Source organism: Nostoc sp. S13, assembly GCF_029379315.1.
Classification (GTDB): Bacteria; Cyanobacteriota; Cyanobacteriia; order Cyanobacteriales; family Nostocaceae; genus Nostoc.
This window is the reverse complement of record NZ_JAQYWQ010000011.1, coordinates 58,079-74,835: the sequence shown is the minus strand read 5'-3', so window position 1 is coordinate 74,835 and position 16,757 is coordinate 58,079. Positions and strand designations below refer to the sequence as shown.

The following is a 16,757-nucleotide window of genomic DNA, read 5'->3' as shown; positions in this document are numbered from 1 at the left end:
CATCACTTTTAAAATCTACTGTTGCTGTTATTTAATCCGGCAACAGTTTCATCCAAATATTAAAACAGAAGCTTAATGTAATGGCACTCACAGAAGAAGATTTGCAAATAGTCCCAAAAGATGGTATCGACCCGACAAAACCTGGTAAATACGAGACTCTCCTTAGTGATTTACAGGGCAATATTCTTAAAGGACATGGACGAGACTATGCCGTGCATCTATTTTTGCAATTTAAACCTGGTCAAACTGATGCACTCAAGCAATGGATTCAAAATTTTGCTAATCGGGTAACATCTGCCCAGAAGCAGTCAAGCGAGGCTGAACGGTACAGAAGAGAGAAAATCAAAGGCGAGCCATTTGTGAATTTCTTGTTATCACGTAAGGGTTATGAGTCTTTGGGATTTGAACCATACCAAATACCTGGCAATGAACCTTTTCGCTTTGGTATGAAAAATGATAGTGTCAAAAACCTGTTGCGTGATCCAGCTGTTGAAGACTGGGAGCCAGGATTCCAAGATGAAATTCATGCCTTATTGCTGATAGCAGATGATAATTTAGTAGAATTATTGCAAACAGTGAACCAGATTACGCGAGAACTGTATCGGTTAGCGCAAATTGTTCACAGAGAAGATGGTTTTGTTCTGAGAAATGAACTCAAAGAACCTATTGAACACTTTGGCTTTGTGGATGGTGTCAGTCAACCTCTGTTTTTGAAGCAAGATGTTAGAAAAGCCTACCTACGTGACGGCTTTGAAGAATGGGATGCTCGTGCTCCTTTGAGTATCATTTTGGCTAAAGATCCCAACGGTAAATTAGATGATAGCTATGGCAGTTATTTAGTTTACCGCAAACTTGAACAAGACGTTGAAGGCTTTCTTCGTGCTGAACAATTCCTAACAGAGAAGCTAGGCATAGATAAAGAATTAGCTGGAGCGCTAATGATGGGTCGTTTTCGGGATGGAACGCCTTTGACACTCTCAGAGATTCCGGCAACAGTAACTAATGATTTCAATTATGACTTAGATAAGACGGCAACTAAGTGCCCGTTCCATGCTCACATTCGTAAATCTAATCCTAGAGGAGATACAGGACATGTGGAATCTTCTGGTGTAACTGAATCACAATCTTTAGATACAGAGAGAAATCATCGCATTGCTCGTCGTGGGATCAATTTTGGAGCATATGACCACACTCAAGCAAAGAGTACAGGTTCAGGTTTGTTGTTCTTGTGCTTTCAAGCTGATATTACTAATCAGTTCAATTTTATCCAAGCGTCCTGGTCTAATATCAATAACTTTGTTCAGGTGAATGTCGGTCCCGATCCAATTATTGGTCAAACTACACCTGATGCTGAGAGAAACCAAAAATGGCCGAAAAAATGGGGGGAAGCAGAAACGATTGATGGATTCAACTTTCCAAGTTGGGTACATTTAAAGGGTGGTGAATATTTCTTTTCTCCTAGCATTAGTTTTCTCAAGAATCTGACTTCAATAGAATAAAGCAGTAATACTCGTTATTGGGATTGAGTTAATTTAGGCCGCTCTGGTAATAGGGCGGCTTGATGCGTAAGTCGTGTGATATCCCTGTTTCGTAGGCGTAGCCAGCCGCAGGCATCGCCGCTGAGTCTATCGATTGGAAGATGAATTTATACTCCAAGCTTCAGTAATGTAAGGGAAGGGTACAAACAGGCTGACTTTGAGTACGCTTCGTTTACGCCAAAAACATCGCTACAAACTTCCTTCTGAAGGCAACATCATGGAACGCATTGCGTATTTAGGACTAGGTATCATGGGCAGTGGCATGGCAACCAACTTGCTCAAAGCGGGCTACGATGTCACAGTTTGGAACCGTAATCCAGAATCCTGTAAATCTCTGATTGAACAAGGTGCAACACAAGCACAAACACCAGCACAAGCTGTGGAAAATGCTGAAGTGATCATCTACTCGTTGGCGGATGATCAGGCGGTTGAAGATGTTGTCTTTGGACAAGATGGCATTTTATCGAAAGTGCGATCGGGACAAATTGCGATCGATACGAGTACAGTTCATCCCGACACATCCCGAAAAGAAGCCGCCGCTTATGCCGAAAAGGATGTCGAATTTCTGGATGCTCCCGTTTTCGGTAGTAAAAACGAATCTGCATCTGGAGGATTGTGGTTTGTAGTCGGTGGTAAACGAGACGTATTTGAGCGAGTCAAACCGATTTTGTCACCGTTAAGCGAAACCATACATTACTTGGGTGACACTGGCAAAGGAGCTGCGATGAAACTCGTCGGTAACTCACTTGTGGCAACCCAAATCGAAGCGTTAGGGGAAGCGATGATTCTGGCGACTAAAGCCGGACTAAATCCGAAAGACGTTCTTGATGTATTACATGTGGTAGATTTTCGCTCTCCGCTTTTTGATGGCATAGGTAAGATGCTGGTGAATCGTGATTTTACGCCGAGTTTTGCTTTAAAACACATGCTTAAAGATGCTAATTTAATCGCTCGATTTGCCCAAGATTTGAATTCTCCAACCCCTGCTGCCGCAATAGTGCGAGAAACACTTAAGGTGGCTGTCAATCAAGGATGGGGAGAAGAAAATGCGTCGGCTCTGATCAAAGCTTTGGAGTTAGAAGCTGGAATAATTGTTGAATCATAACTTTAAAGGAGACTCGCTGTCTTCTCTACCAGAGGCTCCTACATAGCTACCGCTACGTAGGAGCCTCACCCGTATCCCTGCAATCAGCCATTGCCATGCTGGGAACGAGATAAACGAGAGCCTTAGCAAAGAGGGACTAATGGGGGTCGATTTAGGGTACATTTGCAAAACTGAGATGCTCCCATCTACCTTTTTGTCAAACTAAATAACTTGTGTTGGGCACGATCGCAAACAAGGCATACTCATACCAAGCAGTCCAGATGAAACTGCGAATCCATCGCTGACGCTTTTCGCGACTCAATTCATATTCAAAGGCCCCACGAGATACATCAATGGAAGATAGATGAGAGTTGCAACCGCAGCCGTGTTGATAAGTAAAACCGTATTTGGAAGCAATACTTTGCACTTTCATCTGGATAGCAAACACCTTACCTGCATGGAGTATGGCATCCCAAGCACGTTTGTGTTCCATATCGCGCTGATCAAATCGTAAGGCGCGTTCTTCAAACACATGATCGCGGTAAATTGGTGCTAGATGCACATGATAGAAGCTGGCAGGTAGTTCATAACCAAACTCATTAAACAAATCTATACCAATGCGAGCCACTTTTACTTCATCAGCGAACTCGATACCCTTTGATTCCACATCATGCAGAATTTCTGCAAAGTTGGGATAGCTGTGTTTGAGAAAGTCTTGCCCAAAAAACTCTAGGGTTTCCCATGCCAGTTGTGCAAATAGCTGGGAAAATGACGGTATCAAGTGAGCTAGTTGGGGGCGATCGCTAAACAAGTCAACATCACCATGCTCTAATTTATATAAGAACAACTGCGCCATCTCAACATAGCTCTGGGGATGAGAAAGTCCGACACTCGTGGTTCCTCTAGCAATGTCTTGCCATGTAGAAGGTAGTTGAGAAACGTGAACCGCATTTTCTCCAGCAATGACTGCAACAGGAGGACATTCGAGAAGTTGCATCGACAATCTCCTTTAAGACTTTAATCTGTAATTTACCTTAAGCGATCGCTGTATCTATCTTCTGAACACAATTAAAAATGTTTGACAGACTGTCTTTTGACATATTGGGCATTAGCACTACTTATTTACCCCCTGCTCCTCTGTTAGTCTGCTATCTGTGTTCCACACTCACAGCATTCTCTTCAGCCACCTGCAATTTTCTTATATATTTTCTCACCTTTGATTATCTCTTCATAGTACTGCTCATAGGAGGTGAACCTGATAGATTCTTGTTTTCCTAAACCCAAGATGCCAAAGGTGCAAAGGCTATTATAAAACAGTTCATGTACTCGCTTTTGAAGTATCTGATTGAAATATATGAGGACGTTACGACAAAGGATGACATTAAACTCATTAAAAGAGCTATCAGTTGCTAAATTATGCTGGGCGAAAACAACGTTTTCTCTTAAAGATGCTCGAAAAATTGCGTTATCATAAGCTGCTGTATAATATTCTGAGAAAGACTTCTTGCCGCCTGCTTTCAGGTAAAGGTGAGTATATTCCTGCATCAGTTTCAGGGAGAAAATACCACTTTTGGCATTTTGTAATACTTTCTCGTTTGTGTCAGTAGCATATATGCGGCAACGGTGGTAAAGTCCTTCTTCTTGCAGTAAAATAGCCATTGAGTAGACTTCTTCACCGGTCGAGCAGCCAGCGTGCCAGATGCGAATAAACGGATAGGTTTGCAAGAAGGGGATAACTTGATTTCTGAAGGTGTTATAAAAGCTGGGATCACGAAACATTGATGTTACATTCACCGTTAGAGCGAGCAAAAATCGTTCCAAATAAGCACGGTTGTGCAGTAACCGCTCTTGCAATGCAGAAACATTTGCTAACCCCTCTAAGTTCATGAAGCTCTGAATGCGACGCTTTAGTGAGGAAAGAGCATAATCACGAAAGTCATAACCGTAGTACTGATATAGCCCTTCCAAAAGGAGATGTATTTCGATGTCCTCCAAGGTCGGTTTGGGCAAAAGCATAATAAGTAATTCGTAATTCCTAATTCCTAATTCGTAATGACGCTCGATAGCAAAGCCTTAGCGTCTGACTCGCTAAGGTAATTCGTAATTAATAATTAATAATTATTACCCCAGGCATGAATGAGCTTTTTGAAATAATGATGCTTGACTTTGGGTAATTTCCATAAATTAATTTAGTTACTCTTTAGTATCAATTCAATTAGGGATTAAATAATAATTATTTGCTCATCCAAGAATCCCGGATAGGTCATAAACAAAAAATTATCAGAACAACCCGCGTACTCCTACGGTGAAGTAAGCTACGCGCAGCAAATGCACCAAAAGAAATCAATGGAAAAAATGTTTACAAACAATTTAGGATTGCTGTAAAACTCAAGTAGATTTTATGCCTAAAATAGCTTGATGAATCAATTAAATTTTATTAAGGTGCTACTTATGGGTTTCACTTTAACCAAGTGGCTTTTACTACTAAAATAGCGATCGCTGTTATTGAAATCCCAGCTAGCCATCTAACCTGGGAGCGTAGATTGTTAATCTCTTGGCTGAGATTTTCTTTCTGTGGTATCGAATATGGTTCTAGTTGTACAACTTCGATAGCTACTTGTTGGGGTGTATTTTGGGGTTTTTCAAAAGAGACTTGCGTCTGTAGCCAATTAGTAATCAGTTGGGGACAGTTCTTTTTAAACCAATTTAAAGCTAAGGTCTTAAAAACTGGTTTGGACATTCGGGCAATTAATTTCATCACCCTATTTAAGGGTTTGAAGCGAAGCTTTTGATTGATCAGATTCACTGAACCAACATCATAGAGACAATCCAGAATTAGTTTCACAGTGGCTTCTTCACTGTTAATCAAATTTTGCAGTAAAAGCAGAACATCATGCATTCGCTCTGCTTCCATATACTTTTCTGCTAAGTTTTCTGGAGGACTTACTGAAGGATTTACGGTTGGATTTAGGGTGTTTTGTCTTACTATCGTCATATTGGTAACATAGCAGCCATAATAATGTAAATACACCTATCTACCGAGAGAAAGATTTTTTATCTAGAGAGAGAACCTAAAAGCCAAAATTTACTTGTGAGACCCATGACTATATAGTCTCTGTAAAAAGGCTATTTGTCTAGCTCCTATGAATCTTTTATCTACTTCTGGGTAAATAAAATTTTTTCTTGAGATGCTAATACCTCAATTTGTGCAATAACCCGTTCTAATTCCTCAATAATTACACTGCTTTCAGTCTTCCTGAAGGCATCGACAAGCGCCCGATAATACCAAAGAGTACCTTCTTTACGCCCCTGAAAACGTTCCCAAACTGATTCGCCCAAAACGCGATAATCTTTGAGAATAGATTGGGCGTTGTAAAGTTTATCTGCTAATGACACGAGCAGAACTGATGGGGAAGCGGTAGGAATATGAGCAATGTATGCTTCCTTGCGCTGTCGCCAGGGCGGCTTTGGAGTTGTATCAGCGTCAGTACAACCATCAACAATTGCCGTTACATTGTCACCAAAGCGGCGGCGAATTTCTGACCGGGTTGCGGCGCCACCTTGGTCTTCGATCGCATCGTGTAAGAGGGCTGCGATCGCTTCATCTTCATTTGCCCCGTATTCTAAAGCAATACTAGCCACACCTAATAAATGGGCAACGTAGGGGACACCTGAACCTTTACGAACTTGGTTGGCGTGCAGTTGGGTGGCGTAGATCAGGGCTGCGGTGAAACGTTCTGTAAGCATTGTATAAAATGAGTTAATAGAACTCTACCTCATAAAGGGTTTCTGTCAATTTTATAACAAACCGCTCCAAGCTTTGAGGTTGCAAAGGATCAGAGGGGTACAGAGCTAAAATTGAGATATCTATCAAGCTTGCTATGAGATCATCATGACCAGCGAAAAAATAACGGTGCAGTCTTTGTATACTGTCACTGATGAAGAATTAATGCTGATGAGTTCGCAAAACCCAGAACTGCGGTTTGAACGCAATGCTAATGCAACATTAGAAACTATGCCCCCAACTGGTGGAATTTCTGATAATCGAGAAATAAAAGCAGGAGCCTATTTATTGAATTGGGTAGAAAGTCAGGATTTAGGTGAAGTTTTTGGGCCGAGTACAGGTTTTAGATTAGCAAATACTGCTGTCAGAGCACCTAATGTTGCTTTTGTGGCTAAAGGACGTTTGCCAGAAGGTTGGGATCAAGAAGAAGACAAATTTATTAATTTAGCACCCGACTTTGTAATTGAAATTCCTTCTAAAAATGATAGCTTGGCAAAACTCAAAGCCTAGATGGAAGAATATATTGCTAATGGTGTTCAATTAGGATGCTTAATTGATAGTAAAAATCAACAAGCTTGAGTTTATCGCCAGGATGGTTCAATTACTCAATATCCGGCTACTGCAATATTAAGCGGTGAAGATGTTGTGCCTGGGTTGATGCTGCCTTTGAAAAAATTATTGTAAAAGCGATGCCTGCGGCTAGCTATGTCTACCCACTTTATACCTATTTTATATGAGGATGCGCCACGCCAAACAAAAATTTGATTCTAAAGTCTGTTGCAAATCTTTTTTATTAAAGGATTTCAGCGAAAGTTAATAAACAAACAACATAACTACTAAATTCTATATATTCAATCTTTCTTTTGAGTGAGATTTGATAATAAGACGTTCTGCATCTACACTTTAAAAACTTTGGGTAGAAAAGCAAAACTTTTGATTATAAATAATATAATTATCCTTTTAGATAGACAGTATTCAAATCTATATTCCATCGTCAGATAGATAAAAATCTGATGTAAATTATTTAAATTAAATAAAGAAAATACTATTTTAAGCAGGAGTTAATTTAATAATGGCAGACAATCCTGGATTAGGAGAGCAGGCGCTCAATAAAGCAGCAGAGATAGGATTATCTAGCCAATTAGATGAAGTAGAAAGTTTAGATGTAAACATCAAAACCGATCCGCTGAAACTGGTTCAGGGAGAAGTGGATTCAGTGACGATTGAAGGTGAAGGTATGGTTATGCAGAAAGACCTCCGCATGGAGGAATTTGAAATGCAAATGACTAATGTTGCCATTAATCCCCTGAGTGTAGCTTTCGGCAAAATTGAACTCACTAAACCTACTGAAGCTAATGCACAGGTTGTGTTAACTGAGGCTGATATTAATCGCGCCTTTAACTCTGAATATGTGCGATCGCAACTGCAAAGTCAACAAATCCATATTAACGGGAAACTGACGAGTATTGAGCCTCAACATGTAGAGTTTCGACTACCTGGTGATGGAAAAGTAGCAATAAATGCCACTATCAAATTAGTAGAAACAGGTGAAAATCAGCAAGTTGCTTTTTCCGCAGTCCCCCAAATTAGCGCTAATGGAAAAACTGTTTCTCTGGAAAATGTCGAATATGGCGAAAGTGAGGAAATATCGCCAGAGTTGACAAAAGCTTTGGTAGAGCAAACTAGCGAACTTTTAAATTTGAGTAACTTTGATTTAGAAGGAATAACCTTGCAAGTTAACCAACTAAAAGTAGAAGTAGGTAAACTAACTCTACAAGCTGAAGCTTATGTTGAACAAATTCCTTCTAGTTAAAAATAGGACATTAATAAATTCAGGATAATAATAATGGAAACTACAGACACAACGCAAACAAGTTCAACACCTTTTCCCAATATTCCACCAGTTATTGAAAGTAACGACAGTGAGTATCTTGATAGCGGCGTACCTAGCACAGTTGCGATCGCAGGACATCCCCTACATCCCCTGAGTGTGACCTTTCCCATCGCCTTTTTAGCCGCCGCCTTGGGAAGCGACATCGGCTACTGGTTAACTAGTGATTTCTTCTGGGCTAAAGCTTCACTATGGTTAATCGGACTAGGATTAGCTGGAGGCGTCCTTGCATCAGCCATCGGCCTGAGCGACTTTTTTAGAATTGAACGAGTTCGCAAGCGCAGCGCCGGTTGGGCGCATTTAATACTTAACGTTTCTCTAATAGTTTTAAGTCTAGTTAACTTCCTTCTGCGCTTGGGCGACGCTGAATCCCGAATACTACCTTGGGGACTGGTTCTCTCGCTCATTGTCGGTACGCTGGTTAGTATTTCCGGCTGGTTCGGTGCTGAACTTTCCTATCGTCACAAAATCGGTGTTGTGGGTGCAGGTAGCAGAAGATATCCTTAACTCTAAATTCTTCCTTGTCTATTTAATAAGGCATAGCAAGAGTTTCAAGCTGATAAATTTCAGAGACTTCAATTGGTAGAGTTTTATTTCTAGCGATGCCTGCGGCGGCAAGCAACGTAGTATTGAAAGCGGCTCATCAATTCTTTAGCGTAATTTTCGCAATCACTGCTCATTTGACCCCATTTACCAAAAAGCGATAGCTAAAAAGCTTATACAGTAATACTTTTAGCCTATTTTCTCTCTGGTATCAGCTACGCTATATTTACCCCTTTACTCATATTACTCTCTGAGTATATGCTGTTTACTATCTATTCACAGCATATACTCAGAGAGCTTTTATACTATTTCTTCGACTTTCCAAACACCCTCTACTGCTCAAAGAAAAATCAAGGGTTTCGACAATTTTGCAAGGCGTAGAGTGAATAATTACCCAAAAACTCTCTAAGGGAGTTTCTTGGTTAGGTTTTAAGTAGCATTACGTAAAAGAAAGCAATTTGTTCTTTAGACGCACAGAGATTATAGAGGAAATCCGTGCAATTACATTATTGGTGTAAGTAAGTCGGCGTTAAAAAATAAACCTATGTAACGAAATATAAAGTCGGTAAAGAGTTTATAAATGAATCGTTATAAGGTTTTTACAAAACTCAACATCCCTTGGGTTTATCGTGCCGACTTACTTAAGTAGGTGGGCGTGAGATAAGCAAAATGTGTAACAATAAGTAAAGACAGTGAATGCAATATGTAGGTATAAAAAATGCCAGCACGTCTGTTTCAGGTCAGGGAAAAAACGATTGTCTGTGCTCATTGCTTACATCCTTGTTCAGAAGTTAAGACACATAAGATCCTGTGGAGTTGGAGTGCAATTCACGCTCAATATCTGGCAATTGATCGCAATTACATCTAACGGCGTCAGCAAACTTACAACACGCCTCAGCTATGTTGTATAGCGGTTCTCGACCCAGTGAGGTACAATTTTGACCTCTCTCCTAAAAGGAGAGAAGCTTTGAATTGTTCCCCCTTCCCGAAGCGGGAAGGGGGTTAGGGGGTTAGGTCTATTTGCATACCTATACCTCACGTGATTGAAAATGGCTATAAGAGTAGGACTCAAAGTAGCAGTTGATATTTGTTAACGTCCATGTCGTCAGGAATCTTCAGTACTAGATAATTATAGTTAAATACTTATTTAACCATTGTAGTTATTAGCATAACAGAATTTTGGCGGAGTAGTCAAATGATTGTTTGAGTATTTGAGTAAAATGTCAGATACTGCTATGATATGGGGATGATTGAGAAAATAAATTACGAAAACCGCGCTAAAATCTTCACGGCTCTTTCAGATGCAACACGCCTGCGTCTAGTAGATTTACTGTTGAATACTGACGAAATCAGCTGTTCAGAAATTGCCGAGCAGTTGGGTATTAGCTTGTCTCTTTCTTGTCACCACTTGAAAGTTTTGACGGAAGCAGGTTTGGCGAAGAACTATAAAAAAGGGCAAACAAGATACTACTCAATTGATTGTGCTGTTCTCAATAGTACTTTAGAGAGTTTAAATAGTCTTATTAGATGAATAGTATTCTATACCAATATTGGTTCTTAACCTTGGTTGTGATCAAGGACAATTGAATGTATTTCTATTGACATATATCTAATGGGCTGAAAATCAGCGATCGCTTTTAGCAGACTACTCTTTCCCCAACCCGATGGGCCAATAATTACAAACTTTTCTTTTGGTTTCACAGCAAAGCTAACATCTTGTACAGCCGTAAACCGATGCCTACTTCCCTTAGAGATAATCTGGAATTTCCAAGTGACCACAGATGTAAGCTCCTATTGCGTATTGCATCCAAAAGAGAAATAATATATCTTTATATTTTTATAAATACGGTAAATTAATAGAGATACAGTATTTTATGAATTTAAACGAAATTATTACACAGTCAGAACCAAAAAACAAGGTGTGTTAAGAAGTTCGTAACTTTTCACCGAAACCTCCGTGCCGTTGAGAGCAGCTACATTCATGTATGGGGGTAAGCTAAAACCCATCTAATTTGCAGATGAAAATTTTCTCAATATATTGTGGGGTGGGCAGCGTTCGACTGAGCGCTCACGCCGAAGTCTTGCCCGCCTTGATTATGCAACTTGAATGCCGATTAGCTTAAGACAGGGGCGAATTGATTCGCCGTCAAATATTGAACCAGGATAAAGGAGTGCAGTGTTGATGGAAAGACTTAAACTTGGACGTTCCGGGCTAGAAGTATCACGACTATGTTTTGGCGGCAACGTGTTTGGATGGACTATTGATGAAGATACTTCATTTGAGATTTTAGATCACTTCATAGAGGCTGGAGGTAATTTTATTGACACTGCTGATGTCTATTCTAAATGGGTTCCTGACAATCAAGGTGGAGAGTCGGAGATCATCTTAGGGAAGTGGCTCAAGCAGCGTGGCAACCGTGACAAAGTGGTAATTGCCACTAAAGTTGGTAATGACATGGGTATTAAAGGCAAAGGACTTTCTCCCAAACACATCCAACAAGCTGTTGAAGACTCATTGCACAGATTACAAACCGATTATATTGATTTGTATCAATCACATATTGATGATCAAAGTACTCCCCTTGCAGAAACCCTAGAAACTTATGGGGAATTAATTCATCAGGGAAAAGTGCGCTTCATTGGTGCTTCAAACTATAGTGCAGAGCGTTTAATAGAGGCATTACAAATCAGCCAGCAGCATAGTTATCCTCGCTATGAGAGCCTTCAGCCTCGTTATAACTTGTATGACAGAGCCGAGTACGAGCAGGAGCTACAACAAATCTCCCAAGAACAATTAATTGGTGTGATTAGCTATTCCTCTCTGTGCAGTGGCTTTCTTTCTGGTAAATATCGCTCAGAAAAAGACCTGTCTATTAGTGCCCGTGGTAATTCTGTCAAGAAATATTTGAATGCTCGTGGTTTAGCAATTCTAGAGGCACTGGATGAAGTGGCCAAGATTTATAATGCTACTCCCACCCAAATTGCTCTGGCCTGGCTAATTGCGCGTCCCACTATTACCGCTCCTATTGTTAGCGCTACAAAAGTTGAGCAGCTTCAAGATATCATCATATCTGTAGATATTAAACTTGAGCCAGATGCTATTCATCTTCTAAATCAAGCCAGTTCCTCAAACAAGTAGTTCAATAAACATTCAACGAACAAGCGCTCTCCACAATGCGTTGACGTAGAAAGAGAACATTAGTCTGCGTGGGCCGACTACCTTTCCCTAAGAGATGCTACGCCTAGCTTGCTTGTATTGTAGGGGTATGCCTACGTTTGTGTAGCCGAGACTTCCAGTCGTTCGGGCTGCTAAAATTTTCCTTAGTCTCTAGCCTGTAGAAAATGCGTCGAAACCGTAACCAAACAATATTTATAATTCTTTCTATGCTCATCGTTGTACCGATGGGCTTTTTGTTTAAATATTATAATGGGCCTGCCCATCAGTGGTTTAATGACTACGGAGCCGCTATATTTTACGAAATATTTTGGTGTCTATTCGCATTTTAGTTTTTCAGAAGTCGGGCGGCGGTAATCCAAATTCCTCTATGGGTTTTTGTCATCACTTGTATATTAGAATTCTTGCAACTTTGGCATCCGCCACTATTAGAAGAGATTCGCGCCACCTTGATAGGTAAATTGTTACTTGGTACTACCTTTGTTTGGTGGGATTTTCCTCATTATGTATTGGGTTCTGTTTTAGGTTGGTTGTGGCTGCGACAATTACACGGAAAGTAATAACGAGATAACCTGTGACCTTACTATATCCCTGAAGTCAATTCTCAACAGCCTACAAATAGTGCCGCTACTCTTGTGGAGAGTTATGCAGCAGGAAAACGGGACTGTAGTAAAGCAGAAGTGGGTAATGCTGATTTGCAAGGCATAAACTTGAGAGGATCTGACCTCAGTTATGCTGACTTGAGTGAAGCTAACCTGAATAGTGCTAATCTCAGTCAAGCTAATCTGAAGGATGCCGATCTTAGGGGAGCATTATTGAAGTTGAATGATTCTACTTGCCTCAAGATAGAAGATTTTTCTCCTAAAAGAGTTGTATTTTGGTAAGAAAGCCGATCTATGAGGTTGACAATGGAGGCAAAAAGTGAAAGCTTCAACCGACGCGCACCGCTAATTACTGCTGGAATTTTTCTTGGTGTGGGTCTTGGAGGATTTCTTGATGGAATATTACTGCATCAGCTCCTCCAGTGGCATCATATGCTCAGTAGCATTCGACCTCTGACTAACACGGCGAATATAGATTTGAACATGGTATGGGATGGGTTATTTCATGCCTTAGATTGGATATTCACCGTGGTAGGACTTGTGTTGCTATGGCGTGCAGGAGGGCGTGATGATGTTCCTTGGTCATCACAAACCTTTATTGGGTCAATAGTGATTGGATCTGGGTTATTTGACTTTGTTGAAGGTTTAATTGACCACCAAATTCTCGGTATCCATCATGTGAAACCAGGTCCAAATCAGTTAGTTTGGGATCTAGCATTTCTTGCATTCGGTGCGCTACTAATTGTTATCGGCTCTATAGTGATAAAAAAAGAGTCAGTAGTCGATAGTCAATAATCATTGGGCATTGGGCATTGGGCATTGGGCATTGGGCATTGGGCATTGGGCATTGGGCATGGGGCATGGGGCATGGGGCATTGATTATTAATTCTTCTCCCTCATCTCCCCCTGCTCCCCCCATTCCCCACTCCCCACTCCCCACTCCCCACTCCCCATTACCCCTTATCCCCACAGAGGGCCCCACCTTCCCCACTCCCCCATCCCCCACTTATGCCTACAGATACTTTTGAAAAAACTAGCTGGAGTTGGCAGCTTTCTCAATTTCAACAACAAGTGGGAGAATGGTGGGAATACCAGTTTTACCGCTTTGAACAGGCTTTGCCAGAATTGCCTACTGGATGGTCAATTAGCCCTTGGCTGGGTGAGTTGTTAAAATTTCTGTTTTGGTTGGTACTAGGCTTATTTATAGCTTGGGTAGGTTGGCGATTATGGCGAGAATTCAGTCCTTATGTATATTCTTGGCTGAGTAGAAGTGGTAGTCTGATTGATTTTCGCGTAAAAACTCGCTCTAGTGAGTCATCCATAGCCCTTTTGTTGGAGCGATCGCAAGAATTTTACCATCAAGGTAACTACCGTGAGGCTTGCCGTTGTGTTTATTTAGCAACGTTGCAGCAGTTGGATCAAAAAGCGATCGCACCCGACAAACTCAGCCGCACAGATGGAGAATATCTGCAATTGCTGCGATCGTCTGTAACTCCCATACAGCCTTATGAAACTTTAATTACCACTCACGAGCAATTATGTTTTGGTAATGCTGAGATTTTGCCAGACAATTATCAGCAGTGTCGGCAAGCTTATCGGGAAATTTCCCCAGAATGAAAAAGCGAATTCAATTCGCTGCTACACAGGCAAAGTCCGCCTGCGCGGACTAAGGAAAAATTGAGTGTTTGAAACCCACGCAGGTGGGTTTTGCTTGTGTAGACGCGGTTTCTAACCGCCCTTTTAACCTTAAGTTGACTATATTTTCCAGATTGCCTACTTTGCGGCGATCGTGATCGCTTTTTCTACAGCTTCCAAAGCCGTATTTACTTCCGCCTCTGTGACAATTAGCGGTGGTACAAATCGGACTACTTTTGGCCCGGCTGGTACGAGCAATACGCCCTCGTTGATGGCAGCATTGACAATATCGGCTGCGGTTAGCCCAATGTCGGCTCGCAACTCCAAACCGTTGATTAAACCCCAACCCCGAACTTCGCTAATGTGCTGAGGATATTTCGCTGCGATCGCTCTCAATCCAGTTCGCAACTGTTCACCCCGATCTTCCACATTCTGCAAAATATTTTCCCGCTGTAATGTCTGGCAAACACTGAGTGCCACACCACACACAAAAGGATTCCCGCCAAAGGTGCTGGCGTGTTCCCCTGGTTGAAAAACATCGCAGAATTTCTTACTCATCATTGCGCCGATGGGAATACCGCCACCTAAGCCTTTGGCACTGGTGAAGATATCCGGTTCAACGCCGAGATGTTCGTAACCCCATAATTTGCCACTACGCCCCATGCCAACTTGCACTTCATCGAAAATCAATAAAACGCCAGTTTCGTCGCAAATCTGCCGGAGCTTTTTGAAATAGGCAATATCTCCGGGACGCACACCGCCCTCTCCCTGCAATGGCTCGATCAGAATCGCCGCTACCCGATAATCACCTTCATCCAACTCGCTAATTGCCACTTCCACAGCATTAATATCGTTGTAATTTACGTAGTGGAACCCAGGAACCAAGGGATCAAAATACTTTTGATACTTCGGTTGTGCGGTGGCGGTAACGGTTGCTAAAGTCCGTCCGTGGAAACTGGCATGGGCGGTTAAAATAATCGGTTTTTCAATGTCTAATACTGTGTGGGCATATTTCCGCGCCAGTTTAATTGCAGCTTCGTTAGCTTCAGCTCCAGAGTTGCAGAAAAATACGCGATCGGCACAGGAATGATCAACGATCCATTTTGCCAATTCACCTTGCTCAGGAATGTAGTACAAATTAGAGACATGGTGCAGCTTCTGGATTTGGCGTGTCACCGCTTCTACCATTGCTGGGTGGGCGTGTCCCAAAGTACAAGTTGCAATTCCCGCTACAAAGTCTAGATATTCTCGCCCCTGTGTATCCCAAACCCGGCATCCAGCACCCCGTTCTAGGGCTAAGGGAAACCGGGCGTAGGTGGACATGACAGCTTCATTAAAGCTATCTGCTTCAAAGGGACTAGATGCTGACCCTGAATCTGGGGGGATGGTGGCTTGGTCAACGAGAGTTTGTAGGCTCACTACCGCTCCTCCTGAAAGTTTTTCATTATATAGTTATTTACTAGTTTCGTAGAAATCCCTAAAAAATACTTTTTATTTAGCACAACTCGTACTTCTTCTTAAGTTAACGCTTATATCACCTCAAACGCTTGGCGGTGGTGAAAAAACTTTGTACTCAAGACTTGAGCAATTGAAAGCTACAAATCCCCGATTTCTTAAAGAAGTAGGGGATTTTGTTTATCACGATTGACTTAGTAACCCAACCGCCATTTCCACATGCATCTTAGCCTTGTGCAAATTCAGCAGGTTCTCTTGCTCAAACCGATCGGGGTAAGCCATCCTCCTACCTTCCAAGGTTATTTTGATCAATGCTGCTTGCTCATCTGTGGGTGAATTTATTTCATCAATCACCCCTTCAAAAAATTGAATGATGCTAAATCCAGGAGATTTTAATCCCTTTCCTTCTCTCACCTGCTGGAGTGCTAGCTGAGGAAATGCCATCAGAGAAGTCATGTAGCTGACTTTGTATGCTGCACTTGCTGTAGGCTTAATACCGTATCGACGGCATAAGTCGCGTAATTCTGGGATGGTTTTGATTTCTAACTCGGAACGCGTGAACATAAAATAGAATTACCTCTTGGTAAAAGTGGTATCGGTAGGTAACAACTTTTCGAGGGATGATACTTACCGATTCAAAACTCCATTGGAATGTATACATTCTAATCAAGTGTTATTCATATATCTCAACAATGCCGAATCCCAAAGGTAATCCACAAAATTTAGAACCAGCCCCGTCAAGTAGAGAAGATAAATTAACTGATAATCTTAGTTTCCGGGTTACTAAGGATATGAAGGAAGAAGTGAAAGCACAAGATGACCCCCCAGAGTTCTGTAGACGCGCTATCCAGAAAGCACTAGACAATAAAAAAGACAAGTAGTCCGGAGTTATTTAGATAACTTGTAGTTTAAATATAATAAAAAGGACGAATGCTATAAAGTTAGTAGAAAACTAGAAAAACTAGCCTAAAAGTACTATTATTACGTTATTCTAAATACTTGATTACCAGTATTAAAAATCTGCTCTGCGATTAAATTAAATGTTGTACT

18 protein-coding genes and 2 pseudogenes are annotated in these 16,757 nt (G+C 41.3%); 12 read left to right on the top strand and 8 right to left on the bottom strand.

Annotation, left to right across the window (positions count from 1 at the left end):
• The first annotated feature begins 80 nt into the window (after window positions 1–80).
• Both PUQ00_RS06230 and PUQ00_RS06225 read left to right on the top strand, forming a co-directional pair.
• A complete protein-coding gene (locus PUQ00_RS06230; protein WP_300414234.1) occupies window positions 81–1,499 on the top strand; it encodes a Dyp-type peroxidase domain-containing protein in 1,419 nt (472 codons plus the stop codon).
• Between the two features lie 196 nt (window positions 1,500–1,695).
• A complete protein-coding gene (locus tag PUQ00_RS06225) occupies window positions 1,696–2,643 on the top strand; it encodes an NAD(P)-dependent oxidoreductase (RefSeq protein WP_300414233.1) in 948 nt (315 codons plus the stop codon).
• A gap of 196 nt (window positions 2,644–2,839) precedes the next feature.
• Here the strand turns inward: PUQ00_RS06225 and PUQ00_RS06220 are convergent, their stop codons facing one another.
• The 4 genes from PUQ00_RS06220 to PUQ00_RS06205 form a co-directional block, all read right to left on the bottom strand.
• Window positions 2,840–3,619, bottom strand: coding sequence for a hypothetical protein (locus PUQ00_RS06220; RefSeq protein WP_300414231.1), 780 nt, complete (start codon window positions 3,617–3,619; stop codon window positions 2,840–2,842).
• Between the two features lie 182 nt (window positions 3,620–3,801).
• Window positions 3,802–4,638, bottom strand: coding sequence for a protein-glutamate O-methyltransferase CheR (locus tag PUQ00_RS06215; protein WP_300414229.1), 837 nt, complete (start codon window positions 4,636–4,638; stop codon window positions 3,802–3,804).
• Between the two features lie 442 nt (window positions 4,639–5,080).
• Window positions 5,081–5,617 (bottom strand): hypothetical protein, encoded by a 537-nt coding sequence (locus PUQ00_RS06210; RefSeq protein ID WP_300414227.1) that lies wholly within the window; start codon window positions 5,615–5,617, stop codon window positions 5,081–5,083.
• 161 nt (window positions 5,618–5,778) lie between these two features.
• A complete protein-coding gene (locus tag PUQ00_RS06205; protein WP_300414225.1) occupies window positions 5,779–6,369 on the bottom strand; it encodes an HD domain-containing protein in 591 nt (196 codons plus the stop codon).
• A 145-nt stretch (window positions 6,370–6,514) separates the two neighbouring features.
• Between PUQ00_RS06205 and PUQ00_RS06200 the strand changes: the two genes are divergently transcribed.
• From PUQ00_RS06200 to PUQ00_RS06185, 4 genes are all read left to right on the top strand, one after another.
• Window positions 6,515–6,916, top strand: coding sequence for a Uma2 family endonuclease (locus PUQ00_RS06200; RefSeq protein ID WP_300414223.1), 402 nt, complete (start codon window positions 6,515–6,517; stop codon window positions 6,914–6,916).
• A gap of 562 nt (window positions 6,917–7,478) precedes the next feature.
• A complete protein-coding gene (locus tag PUQ00_RS06195) occupies window positions 7,479–8,219 on the top strand; it encodes a DUF2993 domain-containing protein (protein ID WP_300414221.1) in 741 nt (246 codons plus the stop codon).
• Window positions 8,220–8,252: 33 nt separating this feature from the next.
• The gene (locus PUQ00_RS06190) at window positions 8,253–8,804 is read left to right on the top strand and encodes a DUF2231 domain-containing protein (protein ID WP_300414219.1); all 552 of its coding nucleotides are present in this window, start codon (window positions 8,253–8,255) and stop codon (window positions 8,802–8,804) included.
• Window positions 8,805–10,086: 1,282 nt separating this feature from the next.
• Window positions 10,087–10,371, top strand: coding sequence for a metalloregulator ArsR/SmtB family transcription factor (locus tag PUQ00_RS06185; protein WP_300414217.1), 285 nt, complete (start codon window positions 10,087–10,089; stop codon window positions 10,369–10,371).
• Between the two features lie 26 nt (window positions 10,372–10,397).
• On the opposite strand, the gene PUQ00_RS06180 is transcribed toward PUQ00_RS06185, so the two are convergent.
• Window positions 10,398–10,619: an ATP-binding cassette domain-containing protein gene (locus tag PUQ00_RS06180; protein ID WP_300414215.1), complete on the bottom strand. Its 222-nt coding sequence runs from the start codon at window positions 10,617–10,619 to the stop codon at window positions 10,398–10,400.
• A 403-nt stretch (window positions 10,620–11,022) separates the two neighbouring features.
• Here PUQ00_RS06180 and PUQ00_RS06175 point away from each other — a divergent pair, with 403 nt between their 5' ends.
• The 4 genes and pseudogenes from PUQ00_RS06175 (at window position 11,023) to PUQ00_RS06160 (ending at window position 13,412) form a co-directional block, all read left to right on the top strand.
• Window positions 11,023–11,979 carry an aldo/keto reductase gene (locus PUQ00_RS06175; protein WP_300414213.1) on the top strand — a complete coding sequence of 319 codons (957 nt, stop codon included), beginning with the start codon at window positions 11,023–11,025 and terminating at the stop codon, window positions 11,977–11,979.
• Between the two features lie 203 nt (window positions 11,980–12,182).
• Window positions 12,183–12,575: pseudogene (locus PUQ00_RS06170) on the top strand (DUF2809 domain-containing protein).
• Between the two features lie 27 nt (window positions 12,576–12,602).
• Window positions 12,603–12,833 (top strand): annotated as a pseudogene (locus PUQ00_RS06165) (pentapeptide repeat-containing protein); the annotation flags it as partial.
• Between the two features lie 90 nt (window positions 12,834–12,923).
• On the top strand, window positions 12,924–13,412 hold the full coding sequence (locus PUQ00_RS06160; protein ID WP_300414259.1) for a DUF2243 domain-containing protein: 489 nt from the start codon (window positions 12,924–12,926) through the stop codon (window positions 13,410–13,412).
• Here the strand turns inward: PUQ00_RS06160 and PUQ00_RS06155 are convergent.
• Window positions 13,372–13,608 carry a hypothetical protein gene (locus tag PUQ00_RS06155; RefSeq protein ID WP_300414211.1) on the bottom strand — a complete coding sequence of 79 codons (237 nt, stop codon included), beginning with the start codon at window positions 13,606–13,608 and terminating at the stop codon, window positions 13,372–13,374. The two genes, PUQ00_RS06160 and PUQ00_RS06155, sit on opposite strands and share 41 nt — an antisense overlap.
• A gap of 17 nt (window positions 13,609–13,625) precedes the next feature.
• Between PUQ00_RS06155 and PUQ00_RS06150 the strand changes: the two genes are divergently transcribed.
• Window positions 13,626–14,234 carry a DUF4129 domain-containing protein gene (locus PUQ00_RS06150; RefSeq protein ID WP_300414209.1) on the top strand — a complete coding sequence of 203 codons (609 nt, stop codon included), beginning with the start codon at window positions 13,626–13,628 and terminating at the stop codon, window positions 14,232–14,234.
• Between the two features lie 156 nt (window positions 14,235–14,390).
• Here PUQ00_RS06150 and PUQ00_RS06145 read toward each other — a convergent pair whose 3' ends face one another.
• Window positions 14,391–15,671 carry an aspartate aminotransferase family protein gene (locus PUQ00_RS06145; RefSeq protein WP_300414207.1) on the bottom strand — a complete coding sequence of 427 codons (1,281 nt, stop codon included), beginning with the start codon at window positions 15,669–15,671 and terminating at the stop codon, window positions 14,391–14,393.
• A gap of 219 nt (window positions 15,672–15,890) precedes the next feature.
• Complete coding sequence (locus PUQ00_RS06140; RefSeq protein ID WP_300414205.1) at window positions 15,891–16,271, bottom strand: hypothetical protein; 381 nt, start codon at window positions 16,269–16,271, stop codon at window positions 15,891–15,893.
• Window positions 16,272–16,399: 128 nt separating this feature from the next.
• Between PUQ00_RS06140 and PUQ00_RS06135 the strand changes: the two genes are divergently transcribed.
• Window positions 16,400–16,588: a hypothetical protein gene (locus PUQ00_RS06135; RefSeq protein WP_300414203.1), complete on the top strand. Its 189-nt coding sequence runs from the start codon at window positions 16,400–16,402 to the stop codon at window positions 16,586–16,588.
• Window positions 16,589–16,757 lie beyond the last annotated feature (169 nt).

Coding starts and splice junctions, on each gene's coding strand:
- PUQ00_RS06230 (WP_300414234.1), top strand. CDS start 81: ATGGCACTCACAGAAGAAGATTTGCAAATAGTCCCAAAAGATGGTATC.
- PUQ00_RS06220 (WP_300414231.1), bottom strand. CDS start 3,619: ATGCAACTTCTCGAATGTCCTCCTGTTGCAGTCATTGCTGGAGAAAAT.
- PUQ00_RS06215 (WP_300414229.1), bottom strand. CDS start 4,638: ATGCTTTTGCCCAAACCGACCTTGGAGGACATCGAAATACATCTCCTT.
- PUQ00_RS06210 (WP_300414227.1), bottom strand. CDS start 5,617: ATGACGATAGTAAGACAAAACACCCTAAATCCAACCGTAAATCCTTCA.
- PUQ00_RS06205 (WP_300414225.1), bottom strand. CDS start 6,369: ATGCTTACAGAACGTTTCACCGCAGCCCTGATCTACGCCACCCAACTG.
- PUQ00_RS06200 (WP_300414223.1), top strand. CDS start 6,515: ATGACCAGCGAAAAAATAACGGTGCAGTCTTTGTATACTGTCACTGAT.
- PUQ00_RS06195 (WP_300414221.1), top strand. CDS start 7,479: ATGGCAGACAATCCTGGATTAGGAGAGCAGGCGCTCAATAAAGCAGCA.
- PUQ00_RS06190 (WP_300414219.1), top strand. CDS start 8,253: ATGGAAACTACAGACACAACGCAAACAAGTTCAACACCTTTTCCCAAT.
- PUQ00_RS06185 (WP_300414217.1), top strand. CDS start 10,087: ATGATTGAGAAAATAAATTACGAAAACCGCGCTAAAATCTTCACGGCT.
- PUQ00_RS06175 (WP_300414213.1), top strand. CDS start 11,023: ATGGAAAGACTTAAACTTGGACGTTCCGGGCTAGAAGTATCACGACTA.
- PUQ00_RS06160 (WP_300414259.1), top strand. CDS start 12,924: ATGGAGGCAAAAAGTGAAAGCTTCAACCGACGCGCACCGCTAATTACT.
- PUQ00_RS06150 (WP_300414209.1), top strand. CDS start 13,626: ATGCCTACAGATACTTTTGAAAAAACTAGCTGGAGTTGGCAGCTTTCT.
- PUQ00_RS06140 (WP_300414205.1), bottom strand. CDS start 16,271: ATGTTCACGCGTTCCGAGTTAGAAATCAAAACCATCCCAGAATTACGC.
- PUQ00_RS06135 (WP_300414203.1), top strand. CDS start 16,400: ATGCCGAATCCCAAAGGTAATCCACAAAATTTAGAACCAGCCCCGTCA.